Genomic DNA, 16,856 nt, shown 5'->3' with positions numbered 1-16,856 from the left:
TTTGCTGTTTTGCTGTTTTGCTGTTTTGCTGTTTTGCTGCTGCGGCCATCAGCCTGCGCCCGGCTCGATCTCCTGCCTCGTTTCGCCTCAGCCTGTCATTTCGGGCGCTCTGTTCCTGTTTTCGCCTGCGGTTCGTTGATTTCAGCGGATATTCCCCCTACACCATAAGCCGTACATATTAAAAGCGCACAAGATTGCTGACGATAAACAAAAAAAGAGGCCTCGTGCGGGCCTCAACATGGCGCGGTGTTTTGCATTAACCGCCATTACTAATTACAGACATGCCTGACTGACCGGCATCACGCCTGCTATGGCTGTGTATTTCCTCGAAATGAAAAAGTGGAGCGGCATGCGCCGTTCCACATGCTGGTGCGGCGGAATTAATCAGTTAAGTCCGGTTTTTTGCTTCATCTGCGCCATGATGCCCGGACGGTCTGCCTCGTAAGCGTGAAGCCCGTTAGCGCGCAGGCGGCAGGCTGCGCATTCCGTACAACCGTCGCCGCGAATGCCGTTATAACAGCTTAGCGTTTTCTGGCGTACCAGGCGCATTTTGCCCCAGTAATCGGCAAGCGCCCAGGTTTCAGCTTTATTAAGCCACATCAACGGCGTCTCAAAGCGCACATCGCGCGCCATGCCCAGCGCTACTGCATGATTGAGCGCTTTAACAAACTCATTGCGGCAGTCGGGGTAACCGGAAAAATCGGTTTCGCATACGCCGGTTATCACCGTTTCGGCCTGCACCTGGTAGGCGTAAATCGCCGCCAGCGTCAGAAACAATATATTGCGGCCCGGCACGAACGTATTAGGTACGCCGCGGTCGCTGGCATCGTAAACCGGTACCGGGATATTGTCGCGCGTCAGACTGCTGACGGCCAGTTCGTTGAGTAGCGTTACGTCCAGCACTTTGTGCGCGCGTGCGCCAAGCTGATGCGCCAGCTCGCGGGCTACATCAATTTCTGCGCGATGGCGCTGCCCATAATCGAAGGTGACGCAGTGGACTTCATCATACTGCGCCAGCGCCTGAATCAGGCAGGTTGTGGAATCCTGTCCGCCGCTAAAGACGACGACTGCGCGTTTCATAATTCACCTTTGTTGATTTTGCCGAGCGCCATGGTAGCGCTGCGCGCGCCACGAAACCAGCGTTTCACGTCGGCGGCGGCAGCCATACGCGGCTGAAATCAAACCAACCGCGTGCGTTCAGGTGAATGCCATTTACGCCAGGCGGGGCGCTTATTTGATAATGATATCGAAACAGCGGCGTCACGACAGCCTCTTCCATTAGCTGTTGAAAAACGGCGCGTAGCGCGTCATGGCGTAGCTGCGCATCGGGTTTTTGCTGCACGACGTCAAGCGTGGATTGCAACTGAGCGTAGCGAGCGCCGCTCATAAGTAACGGCCATAGCGGATCGCATCGCAGCCATTGCTCTAGTATGGATTCCGCCGCTTCGCCAATGAGCCTGTCCCCCATCACAATGTCCGCGTCGGCGGGTGCAGAATTATCGTTCCAGCTTTTTGCATTATGGAATACTACCTCCAGCCTGCAACCGAGCGCGGCCAGGCGTTGTTGCAGTTGCCGGGCCATTGCGTGTAATTCTACCGGCAAATGGTAGTCCAGGCGCAGCGTTGGCGGCAGGGCGACCGGCTCACATTCCCGTATTTCATATGGCTCCCAGCCCGGCAGGATGGCATTACCTGGTATGATCAGCGATTCGTTCAGCGGTAATGTCTCAATCATATCGCTGTTGTGAATCAGCGCCATCAGCCAGCGTGCCTGACGGGGAGACAGGCGACCCTGTTGATTAATTGCCAGATAGCAGAAACCGGGACTGATGCTGTTGCTGACCGGGCGCAGCGAAGAAAGCTGCGCTTCATGGCCGATGGTTACCTGCACGGGATGATGACAACTGGTGCCGAGTGCGGCGTCAAATAGCTGCGGCGTAATCCAGTATTCAATGGCGCGCAGCAGCGGGTGTTGCAGATGGTAGCCGTCGTGATTTTCCAGCCGCACCAGCGCATGCCCAAATTTTGCAATGCGAAACGGGCCGCAGCCGAGCGTCTCGTCGTCGGGATGGGCCAACCGGCTACAATAGCTTGCCAGCCGCCACGCCAGCCAGTAGTCAGGTTGATGCAGCGCAAATTGTATACACCAGGCGTGCGGCGTGCTGATATCGCGCACGCTGGCGAATAACCGGTTCAGGCCGGGGAGGCGCATCAGGCGTTGAAAGCTTTGCAGAAGCTGCGCTGAGCTCACCGGCTCGCCGCTGTGCCAGCGCAGCGTTGGGCGTAGGTAAAATCGCCAGATACAGCCGTTCGCAGAGATATCCCAGTGGTGCGCCATATCGGGCATTGGCTCAGCGCAGTCGTCCTCGAATCGCGTTAGTCCGGCAAATACCTGGCTTGCCAGATGTTGCTCAGCTCTGCCTTGCAGGAAACCAGGCTTTAGCGGCTCCAGCGAGCGATAGTAAGGAATACGTAACGTTGGGATATCATTTTGCCAGCGGCCGCCAAGCAGTGGTTGTAATACCTGGCGCAGTTGTTCAGGGGCCAGTTGCGCCAGTTCCAGCGCGTTCTGATGCTGCCCGCGATCCAGCTCCTGCTCCAGCAGGGCGGCGCGTACGCTCTGCGGGCTAACAAGAAAGGTCAGTTCTCCGCGTTTGCCGCGCCCGGGCTGAGCGCGCCACGTCAGCCAGCCTGACGCCTCAAGCTGGTTTAGTAGCGTGCGGATATGGCGTTCGCTGCAAAAGCATCGCCCGGCAAGTTCAGCGACGGTTACGCGCTGCGGCGCGCCGCCGGAAGGCTGCCACAGGCGTTGAAACTGGTTAAGTCGGTTAAGCTGGCGCATAAAAAAACCGGAACAATTTTTGAGAAAGTATTCACTATTCGTTCCGTATATGCCAGGTAATACTACCTGGCATAGCACTTACGTGAACAGAAAGAGGTGATTATGGCGCGACTGGCGGCGTTTGATTTAGATGGCACACTGCTGATGCCCGACCACCGGTTAGGGGAGGAAACCTGCAGTACGCTGCGACGCCTGCGTGAGCGCAACATTACGTTGACCTTCGCTACGGGCCGTCACTGGCTGGAGATCCCGAACCTGGTGGGGGATTTGCTTGTTGACGCTTTTCTGATTACCGGTAACGGTACCCGGGTGCATAACGCGCAGGGAGAGGTGCTGTGGCGTCACGATTTGGCGCCGGACGTCGCGCGAATCGTACTGCATAGCCACTGGAACACCTGTGCCAGTATGCATGTTTTTAATGACAGCGGCTGGCTGACGGAGTATGACGTGCCCCATATGCTGGATGCGCATGCGTACAGCGGTTTTCGCTACACGCTGGCGGATCCGAAGCGGCTGTCGGTATTGGATGTCTCTAAGATTTGTTTTTGCGGCGACCATGAGGAACTGGCGGCGCTGCGTGTGCAGCTTAATGAAGCGCTGGGTGAACGTGCGCACCTGTGTTTTTCCGCTCAGCACTGTCTGGAGGTGCTACCGCCTGGCTGCAACAAAGGTTCGGCGCTGGCGGCGCTCTGCGCGCATCTCAACGTACCGCTGGCTGAGTGTATGGCGTTTGGCGATGCGATGAACGACCGAGAGATGCTGGGCGCGGTCGGGCATGGGCTGATTATGGGCAACGCCATGCAACAACTTATTGATTCTCTTCCTCATTTGCCGGTTATCGGGCACTGCAGCCGACAGGCTGTGTCACATTATTTGACGTATTGGCTCGATACGCCGCATCTTTCCTGTTCCCCCGAATAATGCGGCGCTTACGGCCAGCCGGGCATTCTGCCCGGTTTTTTTATCCTGTAATCATGCTGATTTGGTCGCTGAAGAGACGCGTATCGCCAATGTTTTCCTTTACCCATACAGGGTTGTAATACGTATCGAGATAACGTTCCCCACTGTCGCACAGCAGCGTGACGATGGCGCCCTGGCGGCCTTCTTCACGCATTTTTGCCGCCAGTTGCAGTACGCCCCACATATTGGCGCCGGTGGACGCCCCAGCCCGGCGGCCCAGCACGCGCTCAAGCCATTGCAGCGTCGCCACGCTGGCGGCGTCCGGTACGCGCAGCATATCGTCAATCACGCCTGGCATGAAAGACGGCTCAACGCGGGGGCGGCCAATGCCTTCAATGCGGCTGCCGACCGTGCCGGTCAGCCCGGCGTCGCCGCTGCGCCAGTAGTCGAGAAAGACTGAGTTTTCCGGATCAACCACCGTCAGGCGCGTAGCGTGCCCTTTCAGACGCAGCCAGCGACCAATGGTTGCGGAAGTGCCACCGGTACCGGCGCTCATTACGATATGTGTTGGTATCGCAAAAGGCTCGCTGGCCATCTGTTGAAAAATGCTTTCAGCAATATTATTGTTGCCGCGCCAGTCGGTAGCGCGCTCGGCAAAGGTGAACTGATCCATATAATGGCCGTTCAGTTCGCGGGCCAGCGCTTCAGACGCGGCGTAGATTTCGCACGGGTTGTCAACAAAATGGCAGCGTCCGCCATAAAACGTAATCTGTTCAATTTTACGCTGCGCGGTACGCGCAGGCATTACCGCAATAAACGGCAGACCCAGCAGGCGAGCGAAATAGGCTTCGGAAACCGCCGTGGAGCCAGACGATGCTTCGATAATCGTGGTGCCTTCCTGAATCCAGCCGTTGCATAAACCGTACAAAAATAGCGAACGCGCCAGCCGATGCTTCAGGCTACCGGTAGGGTGGGTGCTTTCATCTTTCAGATAAACCGGGATCCCCGGAAATGTTGGCAATGCCAGGCGAATCAGATGGGTATCAGCGGAACGCTGATAGTCGGCGTTAATTTCATTAATGGCGCGTGTTGTCCAGTTACTGTTCATGGAGGCCTCATTTATTCAATTGTGCCCAGTTTACGGGACAAGCCGGAAAAAGAGATTGCTATTTCATCTCCTGAACAGCAACATAAGAGAAAAATTTTCTCCTGGGGGGCGCAAGTGCTGGATAAAATCGATCGTAAGCTGCTCGATTTATTGCAAAAGGACTGTTCTCTCTCTTTGCAGGAACTGGCGGAGGCCGTAAATCTGACGACCACGCCCTGCTGGAAGCGTCTGAAAAGACTGGAGGACGAGGGCGTTATCGTCGGGCGCGTGGCGCTGCTGGATTCGGAAAAGCTTGGCGTGGGGCTGACAGCCTTCGTGCTGATAAAAACCCAGCAGCACAGTAGTAGCTGGTACAGCCATTTTGTCGATGTGGTCGCGCAGATGCCGGAGATCCTCGGTTTCTGGCGCATGGCCGGGGAATACGACTATCTGATGCGGGTACAGGTGGCTGATATGAAGCGCTATGATGATTTTTACAAGCGGCTGGTCAATAGCGTATCGGGGCTAAGCGATGTCACGTCAAGTTTTGCTATGGAGCAAATAAAATACACCACTGCTTTGCCGCTGGTGGAAACACGCCCCGGTAACTAACGTTGTTATAGGGTTTCTGTCGGGTCATTCCGGCGTCTTAGGATTTTTACTTGTGCGATTATTTGCTCAGTTAAGTTGGTATTTCACCCGCGAGTGGCGTCGCTACCTCGGCGCGGTGAGTCTGCTATTGATTATTGCCGGTCTGCAATTGATCCCGCCAAAGCTTGTGGGCGTTATTGTGGATGGCGTGACCCGCGATGGTTTCGGCACTCGCCAGATTCTCCTCTGGACTGGCGTTATGTTTGTTATTGCTATCGCAGTCTACCTGCTGCGCTATGTCTGGCGCGTGCTGTTGTTCGGCGCTTCCTATCAGTTGGCGGTAGAGCTGCGCGGCGATTTTTATCGCAAGCTCAGTCGCCAGAATCCGGCGTTTTATCTGCGCCACCGCACCGGCGATTTACTGGCGCGCGCCACTAATGACGTGGATCGCGTGGTATTTGCCGCCGGTGAGGGGGTGCTGACGCTTGTGGATTCGCTGGCGATGGGGTGCGCGGTATTGATTGTGATGAGCACCCAGATTAGCTGGCAGTTGACGCTAATAGCGCTGCTGCCGATGCCGGTAATGGCGTTGTTTATTAAACGCTATGGCGATCGGCTCCACGATCGCTTCAGAATCGCGCAGGCGGCGTTCTCGTCGCTTAACGATCGCGCGCAGGAGAGCCTCACCAGCATCCGGATGATCAAATCCTTTGGCCTGGAGGAGCGGCAGTCGGCGCAGTTTGCCGATGAGGCCCGTGATACCGGGGTAAAAAACTTTCGCGTAGCGCGTATTGATGCCCGCTTCGACCCGACTATTTTTATCGCTATCGGTATTGCAAATTTGCTGGCTATCGGCGGCGGTAGCTGGATGGTTATGCATGGCGCGCTGACGCTCGGCCAGCTAACGAGCTTTATGATGTATCTTGGTCTTATGATCTGGCCTATGCTGGCGCTGGCGTGGATGTTCAATATTGTCGAACGCGGTAGCGCCGCCTATGGGCGTATTCGCGCATTGCTTGCGCAGGCGCCCGATATCACTGACGGCGCCTGCCCGTTACCTGCCGGGCGCGGCGTGCTGGAGGCGGATATTCACTGCTTCAGTTATCCGCAAACGGAGAGCCCTACGTTGTGCAGCGTGACGTTTAGGTTGGCGCCTGGTCAAATGCTTGGGCTTTGCGGCCCAACCGGCGCGGGGAAAAGTACCCTTGTGGGGCTTATTCAGCGGCATTTTGACGTCACTGACGGCGAAATCCGCTACCACGATATACCGTTGCCAACGCTGCGGCTTAATGACTGGCGCGCGCGGCTTGCTGTGGTTAATCAGACGCCGTTTTTATTCTCCGATACCGTAGCGCACAACATTGCGCTGGGTAAGCCGGAGGCGACGCCGGCGCAAATTGAGGCTGCGGCAAAACTTGCCTGCGTGCATGACGATATCCTGCGCCTGCCGCAGGGATATGATACCCAGGTGGGCGAACGTGGCGTGATGCTGTCTGGCGGCCAGAAGCAGCGTATTTCCATTGCGCGGGCGCTGTTGCTCGATGCGGAAATCCTCATCCTCGACGATGCGCTTTCCGCCGTGGATGGACGCACTGAGCACAATATTTTGCAAAACCTGCGTCAGTGGGGGAATGACCGCACGGTTATCATCAGCGCTCATCGCCTGTCGGCCCTCACTGGCGCCAGCGATATTCTCGTGCTTCAGCATGGCCACGTGGCGCAGCGCGGTCAGCATGAGACGCTGGCGGCTCAGCCCGGCTGGTATCGCGATATGTATCGCTATCAGCAGTTAGAAGCTGCGCTCGATGACGAGCAGGAGCCGCAGGAGGTCACCGGTCATGCGTAATTTCGCCCAGCTCTGGCCAACGCTTAAGCGCCTTCTGGCATATGGCTTACCCTGGCGGCGTCCGCTGGGTATGGCGATGGCGATGCTGTGGATTGCGGCGGCGGCGGAAGTGAGTTGTCCGGCGCTGATTAGCTATTTTATTGATAATGCGCTGGCGCAGCAGCACGTATCGCTTTCGCTCTCAGCGGGCCTGGCCGGGGCTTATCTTCTTCTTCAGTTGCTGGCGGCCGCGCTGCATTACTTTCAGGCGCTGTTGTTCAACCGTGCCGCTATCGGCGTGGTGCAGCAATTGCGCACAGACGTTATGGACGCTGCGCTGCGACAGCCTCTGAACGCTTTTGACACTCAGCCGGTAGGACAATTGATCTCGCGTGTGACAAACGATACCGAAGTCATTCGCGATCTGTACGTGACCGTCGTGGCGACGGTGCTGCGCAGCGCTGCGCTGATTGGCGCGATGCTGGTGGCGATGTTCAGCCTTAGCTGGCGTATGGCGCTGGTGGCGTTGGTTATTTTTCCGGCAGTGCTGATCGTGATGTTTGTTTATCAACGTTACAGCACGCCGATTGTGCGCCGTATGCGCGGCTACCTGGCGGACATCAATGACGGTTTTAATGAAGTGATTAACGGCATGGGCGTGATTCAACAGTTTCGCCAGCAGGCGCGCTTTGGCGAGAAAATGGCGCAGGCCAGCCGCCAACATTACCATGCGCGGATGCAGACGCTGCGCCTTGATGGTTTCCTGCTGCGCCCGCTGTTAAGCCTGTTTTCGGCGGTTATACTTTGCGGTTTACTTCTTCTGTTCGGCTTTAGCCCGGCGGGCACTATCGAGGTTGGGGTATTGTATGCATTTATCAGCTACCTGGGTCGCCTTAACGAGCCGCTAATTGAACTGACCACGCAGCAGTCCATGCTACAGCAGGCGGTGGTGGCGGGCGAACGCGTATTTGAGTTGATGGATAAACCGCGTCAGCGCTATGGTGAAGACGCGCAGCGGCTTATGAGCGGTAAAATTGATATTAATGGCCTGTCGTTCGCCTACCGTGACGATCGGCTGGTGTTGCAGGATATCAACCTGCACGTGCCGTCGCGCGGTTTTGTGGCGCTGGTGGGCCATACCGGCAGCGGTAAAAGTACGCTCGCTAACCTGCTAATGGGCTATTACCCTCTCAGCAAAGGCGAAATCCGCCTTGACGGGCGGCCGTTGCAGAGCCTGAGCCACGGTGTGCTGCGCCAGGGTATTGCAATGGTGCAGCAGGATCCGGTAGTGCTGGCCGACAGCTTTTATGCCAACGTTAGCCTTGGGCGCGAGATAGATGAAGCGCAGGTGTGGCAGGCGCTGGAAACGGTGCAACTGGCGAGCCTGGCGCGCGGTATGAGCGACGGTATTCACACCCGCCTTGGCGAACAGGGCAATAACCTCTCCGTTGGGCAGAAGCAGCTACTGGCGTTAGCCCGCGTGCTGGTCGATGCGCCGCAGATTTTAATCCTTGATGAAGCCACTGCAAATATTGATTCCGGCACCGAGCAGGCGATTCAGCAGGCGCTGGCGGCTGTGCGCCAGCATACGACGCTGGTCGTGATAGCCCATCGCCTGTCAACTATTGTGGAAGCGGATACCATTCTGGTGCTGCATCGCGGCCATGCGGTGGAGCAAGGCACGCACGACGCCCTGCTGGCAGCGCGTGGGCGTTACTGGCAAATGTATCAGCTACAGTTGGCAGGCGAGGAACTGGCAACGACCGCAGGCGAAGCCGTAAGCTTGAATTAAGGCGCTGGCGATATCTGTTCATCGCTATACGAAACGGGGCCGCAGATAATGCTGGCGCGCCATTATGGTGCGTTTTTAGCGCTATGGAGCACGCCTGCTCTGTTTTCTTCTCATAGTGAAAGGCCCGCAGCACAGCATGCTGCGGGCCTTTTACTCTTCTGGCATATCCCTTGCTTAATTCTGCTCATCCTGGCTGTTTTAGCGAATTCTGTGAGGGATATATGAAGCTGGTTACCGTAATCATTAAACCATTCAAACTGGAAGATGCGCGCGAAGCGCTCTCTTCTGTTGGCATCCAGAGATTGACTGTAACCGAGGTGAAGGGCTTCGGGCGTCAGAAAGGCCTGGCGGAGCTGTACCGCGGCGCTGAATACAGCGTTAATTTTCTACCAAAGGTAAAAATCGATATTGCGGTTGCTGATGACCAGCTTGATGAGGTGATTAAGGGTATCCGCAAAGCGGCCTGTACCGGGAAGATTGGCGACGGCAAAATTTTTGTTGCTGACCTACAGCGCGTCATTCGAATTCGCACTGGTGAAGCTGGCGAAGCGGCGCTGTAACGGGCCTTAATGAGGAGAACAAAACAAATGAAAAAATTACCCTCGCTATGCGTAACCGGCGTGCTGGCGCTGTTGCCTGGATTGACTTCTGCAGCACCGGCGGTTGCTGATAAGGCCGATAATGCGTTTATGATGATCTGCGCTGCGCTGGTGTTGTTTATGACGATCCCCGGGCTTGCGCTATTTTATGGCGGTCTGTTGCGTGCTAAAAATGTGCTGTCGATATTTACGCAAATTACCGTGACGTTCGCATTAGTCTGCGTGTTGTGGGTGGGTTATGGTTACTCTCTAACGTTTGGCGCAGGTAATCCCTTTTTCGGCAATCTGGACTGGGCGATGCTTAAGGGCATCAGTATCACGGCTACGATGGGCAGTATTTATCAGTATATTCATGTGGCGTACCAGGGGGCGTTTGCCTGTATTACCGTCGCTCTGATTGTGGGGGCGCTTGCGGAGCGTATCCGTTTCCCGGCAGTGCTGATTTTTGTCGTGATATGGCTAACGTTCTCCTACATTCCCGTCGCTCACATGGTATGGGGCGGCGGCCTGCTCGGGAGCCGTGGCGCGCTGGACTTCGCAGGCGGGACGGTAGTACACATTAATGCTGCCGTCGCGGGGCTGGTCGGCGCTTATCTCATTGGGAAACGAGTAGGCTATGGTAAAGAGGCATTCAGGCCGCATAACCTGCCGATGGTGTTTACTGGCACAGCGATTCTCTATGCTGGCTGGTTCGGTTTTAACGCAGGCTCTGCGGGGGCTGCCAGCGATATTGCGGGCCTGGCGTTTGTGAATACCGTTGTCGCAACGGCGGGCGCAATCCTGAGTTGGGTTGGTGGCGAATGGGGTGTGCGCGGTAAGCCGTCGCTGCTGGGGGCCTGCTCTGGTACGATTTCCGGGCTGGTCGGTATTACGCCTGCATGTGGTTTTGTGGGCGTGGGCGGCGCGCTGATTATCGGCATCGTTTGCGGCCTCGCCGGCCTGTGGGGCGTAACCGTGCTCAAGCGCTGGCTGCGCGTGGACGATCCGTGTGATGTTTTCGGCATACATGGCGTATGCGGGATTGTCGGCTGTATCCTGACGGGCGTATTTGCCTCGGCATCGTTGGGCGGCGTGGGGCTTGCCGAAGGCGTTAGCGTGGGTAAACAGCTAGCGGCGCAGCTTGAGAGCATTGCCATTACGCTTGTGTGGTCTGGTGTGGCGGCGTTTATCGGCTATAAAGCGGCGGATATTGTTGTTGGCCTGCGCGTGTCGGAAGAGCAGGAACGTGAAGGGCTGGACGTTAACAGCCACGGCGAGAATGCGTATAACGGCTGAGCGCCGCCGAAATAAAAAACCGAACGCCTTTTGGCCGTTCGGTCAGATTGTTGACAGAGAAGGAAAAAANCGAAATAAAAAACCGAACGCCTTTTGGCCGTTCGGTCAGATTGTTGACAGAGAAGGAAAAAAGGGGGTTTTTCCTTCTTTGTGGTAAGCAGGCGAAAATCAATGGTTTGATTTTCCTTATTTTTTATTGTGTCTCATCCATCCTGTCTGCGACAGGATGGGGTTTGTCAGCAGTCTCACCGAACGCCTTTTGGCCGTTCGGTTTTTTTATTTATGCCGCGCGTTTACTTCCCGCCGTGCGCGCGAATAACGCCTTCCTGTACGGCAGAGGCCACCAGTTCGCCTTTACGGTTGTAGAATTCGCCGCGTACAAATCCGCGCGCGCTGGAAGCAGAGGTACTTTCCACGTCGTAAAGCAGCCAGTCGTTGATATCAAACGGGCGATGGAACCACATTGAGTGGTCGATGGTGGCAACCTGCATGTTTTTTTCCAGAAAGCCGACGCCGTGCGGCTGGAGCGAAACCGGCAGGAAGTTAAAATCGGAGGCATAGCCCAGCAAATACTGATGCACGCGGATATCATCTGCAACCTGGCCATTAGCGCGTAGCCATACCTGGCGGCGTGGCTTATCAATATGGCCCTTCAGCGGGTTATGAAACTCCGCCGGGCGGATTTCCAGCGCCTTTTCACACAGAAATTTTTCTCTGGCAAAAGGCGGCAGCAGGTGCTCAAGCGAACGGGCGATATCGGTTTCCGAGCGTAGCGTTTCGGGTTCAGGCGCGTCCGGCATGGGTTTTTGGTGTTCAAATCCGTTTTCCGGCGCCTGGAATGATGCTGTCATATAAAAAATCGGTTTGCCGTTCTGAATAGCGGCAACGCGGCGCGCGCTAAAGCTGTTACCGTCGCGCAGCACTTCCACGTCGTACACAATGGGCTTATCAATATCGCCCGCACGCAGAAAATAGCTGTGAAAAGAGTGAACCAGGCGGGCCTCCGGCACCGTTTCTTTGGCCGCTGAAAGCGCCTGGCCGACGACCTGGCCGCCGAAAACCCGGTGCAGGCCAAGGTCTTCGCTCTGGCCGCGAAATAGCCCTTCTTCGATTTTTTCCAGTTTGAGCAATGTCAGTAGTTTAGTTAGCGCCTGACTCATGTTTTTCTTTTCCTTAACCGATACCGCAGATTTATAAGTATACGCGTTTTTAAGCCGCCACGGTTGGCCGTAATAACGGGTTGCCGGCTCGTTGCCAGGCAAGGATCAGGATTTTGTGCCACACTTTCAGGATAAACGGCCTTAATAGCCGTTTTTTCGATGCATTGATAGTAAAGGAGAAGTCAATGAAGCTTGTGCACTTGTTAAGTGGTTTAACCGTGGCCCTGGTTCTTGCAGGCTGTGCGGATAAAAGCGCGGATATTCCAACGCCTGCGGCGAATCCGAATATGGCCGTGTCGGGCGCGTTATCACCCGATACGCTGCGCCAGCCGAATATCTCCGGCTCCATATGGATTCGCCAGCGTGTGGCGATCCCGCCTAATGCCGTGCTGACCGTGACGCTCTCTGATGCGTCGCTGGCTGATGCGCCATCGAAAGTGCTGGCGCAAAAAGCGGTTCGCACCAACGGTAAACAGGCCCCGTTTAGCTTTGTGTTGCCGTTTAATCCGACTGATATTAAACCCAATGCCCGTACTCTGCTAAGCGCGGCTATTACGGTAGATAAAAAGCTTATCTTTATTACCGATACGATCCAGCCGGTGCTTAACGGTGGAGGAAACAGGGTCGATCTGACGTTGGTTCCGGTAAACCAAACCGCGCTGCCGGTGCAGGCAGGGAGCGGGGCGGCCACAACGGTGCCGCCGACCTCCGCGACGCAGATTACGCCATCTTCAGCGGTTCCCGCGCCCACCGTTTACTGATTGGTTTTTCAAACCGCAATGCCGGTTGGTAAAGTTACTGACCGGCTTTTTTATGAAAAAATTTTGGCGCGCATAGCGGATACAGGCGGGAAGACAGTAAACGTAACCGGTTGTTTTGATAAGGTTAAAAAGTAGACAGTTTATTATGGCCACGGGTGAGCGTGAAGCACGGGATGTGAATCAGAATAGTACCGCGTAACAGATCCTTTCCGAATGTGCGAAGAGGTTTGCGCCGGGTTAAGGTAAGCGGGGCCGCTATGTTAATAACGCCAGCGGTAGCGTTGCATATCGATTAAACCTTTTCCCGATACCTGTATTCCTTCGGCCAGCAGCGCCTGACGCTGGCGCTGTAAATCCGGGCCGGTGAGTGAAATAGTGCCGTGGCGGTTAACTACCCGATGCCACGGCAGCGTGCTGCCTTCCGGCAGGCGTTTGAGTACGCCGCCGACCTGACGGGCGGCGCGAGGGGAACCGGCAAGCTGAGCGACTTCGCCGTAGGTGGTTACATAGCCTTCGGGAATAGCGGCAACAATCTGCCAGACCCGCACTGCAAACGAATTGTCGTGCTCCATACGGACTCCTGTGTCTTCGCGCTTCAGGATAAACAGCGGCGGCGCTTTTGTGAAGCTTAGCGCTGTGCAAGAAACCGGCAGGCAGGCGATGCTATCTTGCATTTACGCAAAGCTGCGAGGATAATGCCGCCTGCGCCTGTAAAGCGATATATTTTACAGGCTCTCAATGGGGGCTCTGTTGGTTCTCCCGCAACACTAACTTGTGAACTCGGTCAGGTCCGGAAGGAAGCAGCCGCAGCAGGCGACGTGTGTGCCGGGATGTAGCTGGCAGGGCCCCCACCCATTTCAGGGTAAGTACTTGATAGTTGTACGCTAAAGTACTGAAACCTCTCCCCCTAAGCCTTAGTGGTACAAAAATTGTGTATCACCAGTAGGCTGCACTATGTCCCTTATGCTCTCCCGTCATGGGATCTGGTATTACCGTAAAGTTAACGTTTTACCCTGTGGTAAACGCCGTGAGTTTCGTCGTTCGTTAGGTACTCGTTCAAAGACTGAAGCGACGAAGCGTTCCTTACGTTTCGCAGATCGCCCTTGGCTGATTACTGAAACTTCGACAACTACAATCGATTTGATCCAATCCCCCCATTCAGACTTGTCGCTTAGCGAGCTAAAACTACATGCTGAACAGTACGTTGAGTTTAAAAGCCGTGAAGTTTGTGAAAGGGAAGTTTCTTCTATCAAACGCTGTATTGATAAGTACTTTAGCTTCACTGATCAGGTGTTTAAGCGTAGCAGAGCTGCTGAATTCATTAGCGGGCTAAATAGCTGCGCCTAATACCGCTACACTTTTACCAACCCATGTTTACCTTCGGGGAATGGGCTGACGGTTTCTGTCAACGACGGGTAAAAAGTGGGTCTTCCGCAAGTTAGGTGGAAGAAAATCCATGAAACTTTTTAGTTAACAAAGATCTAAGCTGTTTTAAGTTATGGATAACGTTATGCCTTCACTTAAGACGCTTTTACAACTGCCTTGCGGGTGGCAACCGCTCCGACAAAATACTGGCCCTGATGGATTGACAATCCATTTGCAGTCGACCCGCAAAACGGCTAACTGTCCTGAATGCATGAAGCGCAGCAGTTTTGTTCACAGTAGGCGTCGGCGCCGGTTACAACATCTGCCATGTGCAGGACAGACGCTCTGGCTGGTATTTGCTATTCGACACTGGTACTGCAGAACCCCATCCTGTTCGCGCAAAATCTTTGCCGAATCCCTTGCTCCTTTTGCTGGAGCACGACAGCAGGCTTCGCAGTCACTACAAAAATTACAGTATCAACTCGGGCTGATTGCCGGTGGAGAAGCGGGACGACGGGCGGCAACAGCGGGGGGACTCCAGACCAGCGCTGATACCCTGCTTCGAAGGGTGGTAAGAGCTCCTGAAACAAAGCCACCCGGTAGCCAGCATATAGGGATCGATGAGTGGGCCTGGCATCGGGGCCATCGTTACGGCACGTTGATAGTCAATCTTGATACTCATCGTCCCCTGGTTCTTCTGCCTGGACGCGATCAACGCGCACTGGCTGTCTGGTTCAGGAAATACCCGGAAATACAGGTGGTATCGCGCGATCGTGGAGGCATATACTCCATGGCCGCCAGGGAAGGCGCTCCCCAGGCCAGACAGGTGGCCGATCGATGGCACCTGCTAAAAAATATTGGCGATGCACTCGAACGAATGATGTACAGACATATGCCTCTGATACGCCTTGTTGCCAGTGAGTTGTCACCAAAGAAATCACCTGAGCCAGAACCAGTTGTGTCTGCGCCATCGCTCCGTCGTCCGGAACGACTTAAACAGCAAACCCGCCAAAAACGGCATCAGCGCTGGACGGAGGTTATGGCCCTGCATAACAGGGGATGTGGGTTCAGGGAAATATCCCGTATCACCGGCTTATCGCGTGTGACAGTCAGCCGCTGGGTACAGTCAGGAACATTCCCTGAAATGTCGACCCGGTCCCCAAAACGAGGACTTCTGGATCCATGGAGGGCATGGTTAGAAGAACAACGAGAAAGTGGTAATTATAATGCCAGCCGGATATGGCGGGAAATGGTGGCGAAGGGGTTTACAGGCAGTGAAACCATCGTCAGGGATGCCGTTGCCCGATGGCGTAAAGGCTGGATCCCGCCGGTTACTACCGCCGCCAGACTTCCTTCAGCGTCCCGAGTAAGCCGCTGGTTGATGCCCTGGAGAATAATCAGGGGTGAAGAAAATTATGCTTCCCGATTTATTAGTCTGATGTGTGAAAAAGAACCGGAACTGAAAATAGCCCAGCAACTGGCACTCGAGTTCTACCGTATCCTGAAAACCAAAAATAAATCACAGTTAAGCAGTTGGTTCACTCGTGTCAACGAAAACGGTTCAGCAGAACTTCGGCGCGTAGTGGCTGGGATGGAGGCTGATGCTGCGGCTATATGTGAGGCCATCAGCAGTCGCTGGAGTAATGGCGTTGTCGAGGGGCATGTAAACCGGCTGAAGATGCTGAAACGCCAGATGTATGGTCGGGCCGGGTTCGAACTACTAAGGCGAAGGGTGATGAGTCCTCTGGCATGAAATCACCACCTAACTTGCGGAAGACCCACTTTTGCACCGTTAGTGACAGTTTCCATAAAATGGCGAACCTTTTTCAACAGTTGCCACATTGTTCGGCACTGATGATTGCGCGTTATCGTGTCTTTGAATCGCCACGGGTTTAACAGACACCCCGGAGTCATTTAAGATGACTTAAAGTGAGGTGCCCATGAGCGGTAAGCGTTATCCCGAAGAGTTTAAAACTGAAGCAGTCAAACAGGTTGTTGAGCGTGGTTATTCTGTTTCCAGCGTTGCAACACGTCTTGATATCACCACCCACAGCCTTTACGCCTGGATAAAGAAGTACGGTCCGGATTCTTCCACTAATAAAGAACAGTCAGATGCTCAGGCTGAGATCCGCCGTCTCCAGAAAGAGCTGAAGCGGGTTACCGACGAACGGGATATATTAAAAAAAGCCGCGGCGTACTTCGCAAAGCTGTCCGACTGAGGTACGCCTTTATCCGCGACAACACCCGTTGCTGGCCTGTTCGTCTGCTCTGCCGGGTGCTGGATGTTCATCCCAGTGGCTTTTACGCCTGGCTTCAGCAGCCGCATTCACAACGCCATCAGGCAGACCTGAGACTGACAGGACAGATTAAACAGTTCTGGCTGGAATCGGGATGCGTTTATGGTTATCGCAAGATCCATCTGGATCTGCGGGACAGCGGGCAACAGTGCGGAGTCAACAGAGTCTGGCGACTAATGAAGCGTGTCGGGATAAAGGCTCAGGTCGGATACCGGAGTCCGCGAGCACGTAAAGGCGAGGCCAGTATCGTGTCGCCTGACAGGCTCCAGCGACAGTTCAATCCGGATGCTCCGGATGAGCGTTGGGTAACGGACATCACCTACAGTGTGCCCGGAGTTCAGGGCGGGCATGGATGCTCAAAT

At 55.1% G+C, this 16,856-nt stretch carries 13 protein-coding genes, 1 other RNA gene and 2 pseudogenes; 10 read left to right on the top strand and 6 right to left on the bottom strand.

Annotation, left to right across the window (positions count from 1 at the left end; translation table 11 throughout):
- Positions 1-384: 384 nt before the first annotated feature.
- Positions 385-1,080 carry a 7-cyano-7-deazaguanine synthase QueC gene (gene queC / locus JJB97_RS16425; RefSeq protein WP_238715148.1) on the bottom strand — a complete coding sequence of 232 codons (696 nt, stop codon included), beginning with the start codon at positions 1,078-1,080 and terminating at the stop codon, positions 385-387.
- Positions 1,081-1,144: 64 nt separating this feature from the next.
- A complete protein-coding gene (locus JJB97_RS16420; RefSeq protein ID WP_238715147.1) occupies positions 1,145-2,842 on the bottom strand; it encodes an SgrR family transcriptional regulator in 1,698 nt (565 codons plus the stop codon).
- Positions 2,843-2,944: 102 nt separating this feature from the next.
- On the opposite strand from JJB97_RS16420, the gene cof reads away from it, so the two are divergent.
- Complete coding sequence (cof, locus tag JJB97_RS16415) at positions 2,945-3,763, top strand: HMP-PP phosphatase (protein WP_238715146.1); 819 nt, start codon at positions 2,945-2,947, stop codon at positions 3,761-3,763.
- A gap of 40 nt (positions 3,764-3,803) precedes the next feature.
- Here the strand turns inward: cof and JJB97_RS16410 are convergent, their stop codons facing one another.
- Positions 3,804-4,850 (bottom strand): PLP-dependent cysteine synthase family protein, encoded by a 1,047-nt coding sequence (locus JJB97_RS16410; RefSeq protein ID WP_238715145.1) that lies wholly within the window; start codon positions 4,848-4,850, stop codon positions 3,804-3,806.
- A 114-nt stretch (positions 4,851-4,964) separates the two neighbouring features.
- On the opposite strand from JJB97_RS16410, the gene JJB97_RS16405 reads away from it, so the two are divergent.
- The 5 genes from JJB97_RS16405 (at position 4,965) to amtB (ending at position 10,911) form a co-directional block, all read left to right on the top strand.
- Complete coding sequence (locus JJB97_RS16405) at positions 4,965-5,441, top strand: Lrp/AsnC family transcriptional regulator (RefSeq protein WP_238715149.1); 477 nt, start codon at positions 4,965-4,967, stop codon at positions 5,439-5,441.
- A 52-nt stretch (positions 5,442-5,493) separates the two neighbouring features.
- Positions 5,494-7,266 carry a SmdA family multidrug ABC transporter permease/ATP-binding protein gene (locus JJB97_RS16400; protein ID WP_238715144.1) on the top strand — a complete coding sequence of 591 codons (1,773 nt, stop codon included), beginning with the start codon at positions 5,494-5,496 and terminating at the stop codon, positions 7,264-7,266.
- Positions 7,259-9,037 (top strand): SmdB family multidrug efflux ABC transporter permease/ATP-binding protein, encoded by a 1,779-nt coding sequence (locus tag JJB97_RS16395; RefSeq protein WP_238715143.1) that lies wholly within the window; start codon positions 7,259-7,261, stop codon positions 9,035-9,037. Before JJB97_RS16400 ends, JJB97_RS16395 begins: the two co-directional genes overlap by 8 nt.
- Before the next feature lie 221 nt (positions 9,038-9,258).
- Positions 9,259-9,597 (top strand): P-II family nitrogen regulator, encoded by a 339-nt coding sequence (glnK, locus tag JJB97_RS16390; RefSeq protein ID WP_238715142.1) that lies wholly within the window; start codon positions 9,259-9,261, stop codon positions 9,595-9,597.
- A gap of 27 nt (positions 9,598-9,624) precedes the next feature.
- A complete protein-coding gene (amtB, locus tag JJB97_RS16385) occupies positions 9,625-10,911 on the top strand; it encodes an ammonium transporter AmtB (protein WP_238715141.1) in 1,287 nt (428 codons plus the stop codon).
- Between the two features lie 293 nt (positions 10,912-11,204).
- Here the strand turns inward: amtB and tesB are convergent, their stop codons facing one another.
- A complete protein-coding gene (tesB, locus tag JJB97_RS16380) occupies positions 11,205-12,071 on the bottom strand; it encodes an acyl-CoA thioesterase II (RefSeq protein ID WP_238715140.1) in 867 nt (288 codons plus the stop codon).
- 185 nt (positions 12,072-12,256) lie between these two features.
- Here tesB and JJB97_RS16375 point away from each other — a divergent pair, with 185 nt between their 5' ends.
- Positions 12,257-12,832, top strand: coding sequence for a YbaY family lipoprotein (locus tag JJB97_RS16375; protein ID WP_238715139.1), 576 nt, complete (start codon positions 12,257-12,259; stop codon positions 12,830-12,832).
- A 260-nt stretch (positions 12,833-13,092) separates the two neighbouring features.
- Here JJB97_RS16375 and JJB97_RS16370 read toward each other — a convergent pair whose 3' ends face one another.
- Positions 13,093-13,404, bottom strand: a complete 312-nt coding sequence (locus JJB97_RS16370; protein WP_238715138.1) for an MGMT family protein — start codon at positions 13,402-13,404, stop codon at positions 13,093-13,095.
- A gap of 176 nt (positions 13,405-13,580) precedes the next feature.
- On the opposite strand from JJB97_RS16370, the gene ffs reads away from it, so the two are divergent.
- Both ffs and JJB97_RS16360 read left to right on the top strand, forming a co-directional pair.
- Positions 13,581-13,677, top strand: an RNA gene (gene ffs / locus JJB97_RS16365) — signal recognition particle sRNA small type.
- Positions 13,678-14,330: 653 nt separating this feature from the next.
- Positions 14,331-15,950 (top strand): ISL3 family transposase, encoded by a 1,620-nt coding sequence (locus tag JJB97_RS16360; RefSeq protein ID WP_238715137.1) that lies wholly within the window; start codon positions 14,331-14,333, stop codon positions 15,948-15,950.
- A gap of 2 nt (positions 15,951-15,952) precedes the next feature.
- Here JJB97_RS16360 and JJB97_RS16355 read toward each other — a convergent pair.
- A pseudogene (locus JJB97_RS16355) lies at positions 15,953-16,072 on the bottom strand (IS630 family transposase); the annotation flags it as partial.
- Positions 16,073-16,137: 65 nt separating this feature from the next.
- Here JJB97_RS16355 and JJB97_RS16350 point away from each other — a divergent pair.
- A pseudogene (locus JJB97_RS16350) lies at positions 16,138-16,856 on the top strand (IS3 family transposase); the annotation flags it as partial.

The sequence above is a fragment of the Tenebrionibacter intestinalis genome (assembly GCF_016632365.1).
In the GTDB taxonomy this organism is placed as follows: Bacteria; Pseudomonadota; Gammaproteobacteria; order Enterobacterales; family Enterobacteriaceae; genus Tenebrionibacter; species Tenebrionibacter intestinalis.
The sequence above is the reverse complement of the archived record's forward strand: the minus strand, read 5'-3'. Positions and strand labels throughout refer to the sequence as shown.

What these genes read in the sequence shown, in the direction of transcription:
- queC (WP_238715148.1), bottom strand. Translation starts at nt 1,080, where the DNA reads ATGAAACGCGCAGTCGTCGTCTTTAGCGGCGGACAGGATTCCACAACC.
- glnK (WP_238715142.1), top strand. Translation starts at nt 9,259, where the DNA reads ATGAAGCTGGTTACCGTAATCATTAAACCATTCAAACTGGAAGATGCG.
- JJB97_RS16420 (WP_238715147.1), bottom strand. Translation starts at nt 2,842, where the DNA reads ATGCGCCAGCTTAACCGACTTAACCAGTTTCAACGCCTGTGGCAGCCT.
- JJB97_RS16360 (WP_238715137.1), top strand. Translation starts at nt 14,331, where the DNA reads ATGGATAACGTTATGCCTTCACTTAAGACGCTTTTACAACTGCCTTGC.
- JJB97_RS16395 (WP_238715143.1), top strand. Translation starts at nt 7,259, where the DNA reads ATGCGTAATTTCGCCCAGCTCTGGCCAACGCTTAAGCGCCTTCTGGCA.
- JJB97_RS16375 (WP_238715139.1), top strand. Translation starts at nt 12,257, where the DNA reads ATGAAGCTTGTGCACTTGTTAAGTGGTTTAACCGTGGCCCTGGTTCTT.
- tesB (WP_238715140.1), bottom strand. Translation starts at nt 12,071, where the DNA reads ATGAGTCAGGCGCTAACTAAACTACTGACATTGCTCAAACTGGAAAAA.
- JJB97_RS16410 (WP_238715145.1), bottom strand. Translation starts at nt 4,850, where the DNA reads ATGAACAGTAACTGGACAACACGCGCCATTAATGAAATTAACGCCGAC.
- amtB (WP_238715141.1), top strand. Translation starts at nt 9,625, where the DNA reads ATGAAAAAATTACCCTCGCTATGCGTAACCGGCGTGCTGGCGCTGTTG.
- JJB97_RS16370 (WP_238715138.1), bottom strand. Translation starts at nt 13,404, where the DNA reads ATGGAGCACGACAATTCGTTTGCAGTGCGGGTCTGGCAGATTGTTGCC.
- cof (WP_238715146.1), top strand. Translation starts at nt 2,945, where the DNA reads ATGGCGCGACTGGCGGCGTTTGATTTAGATGGCACACTGCTGATGCCC.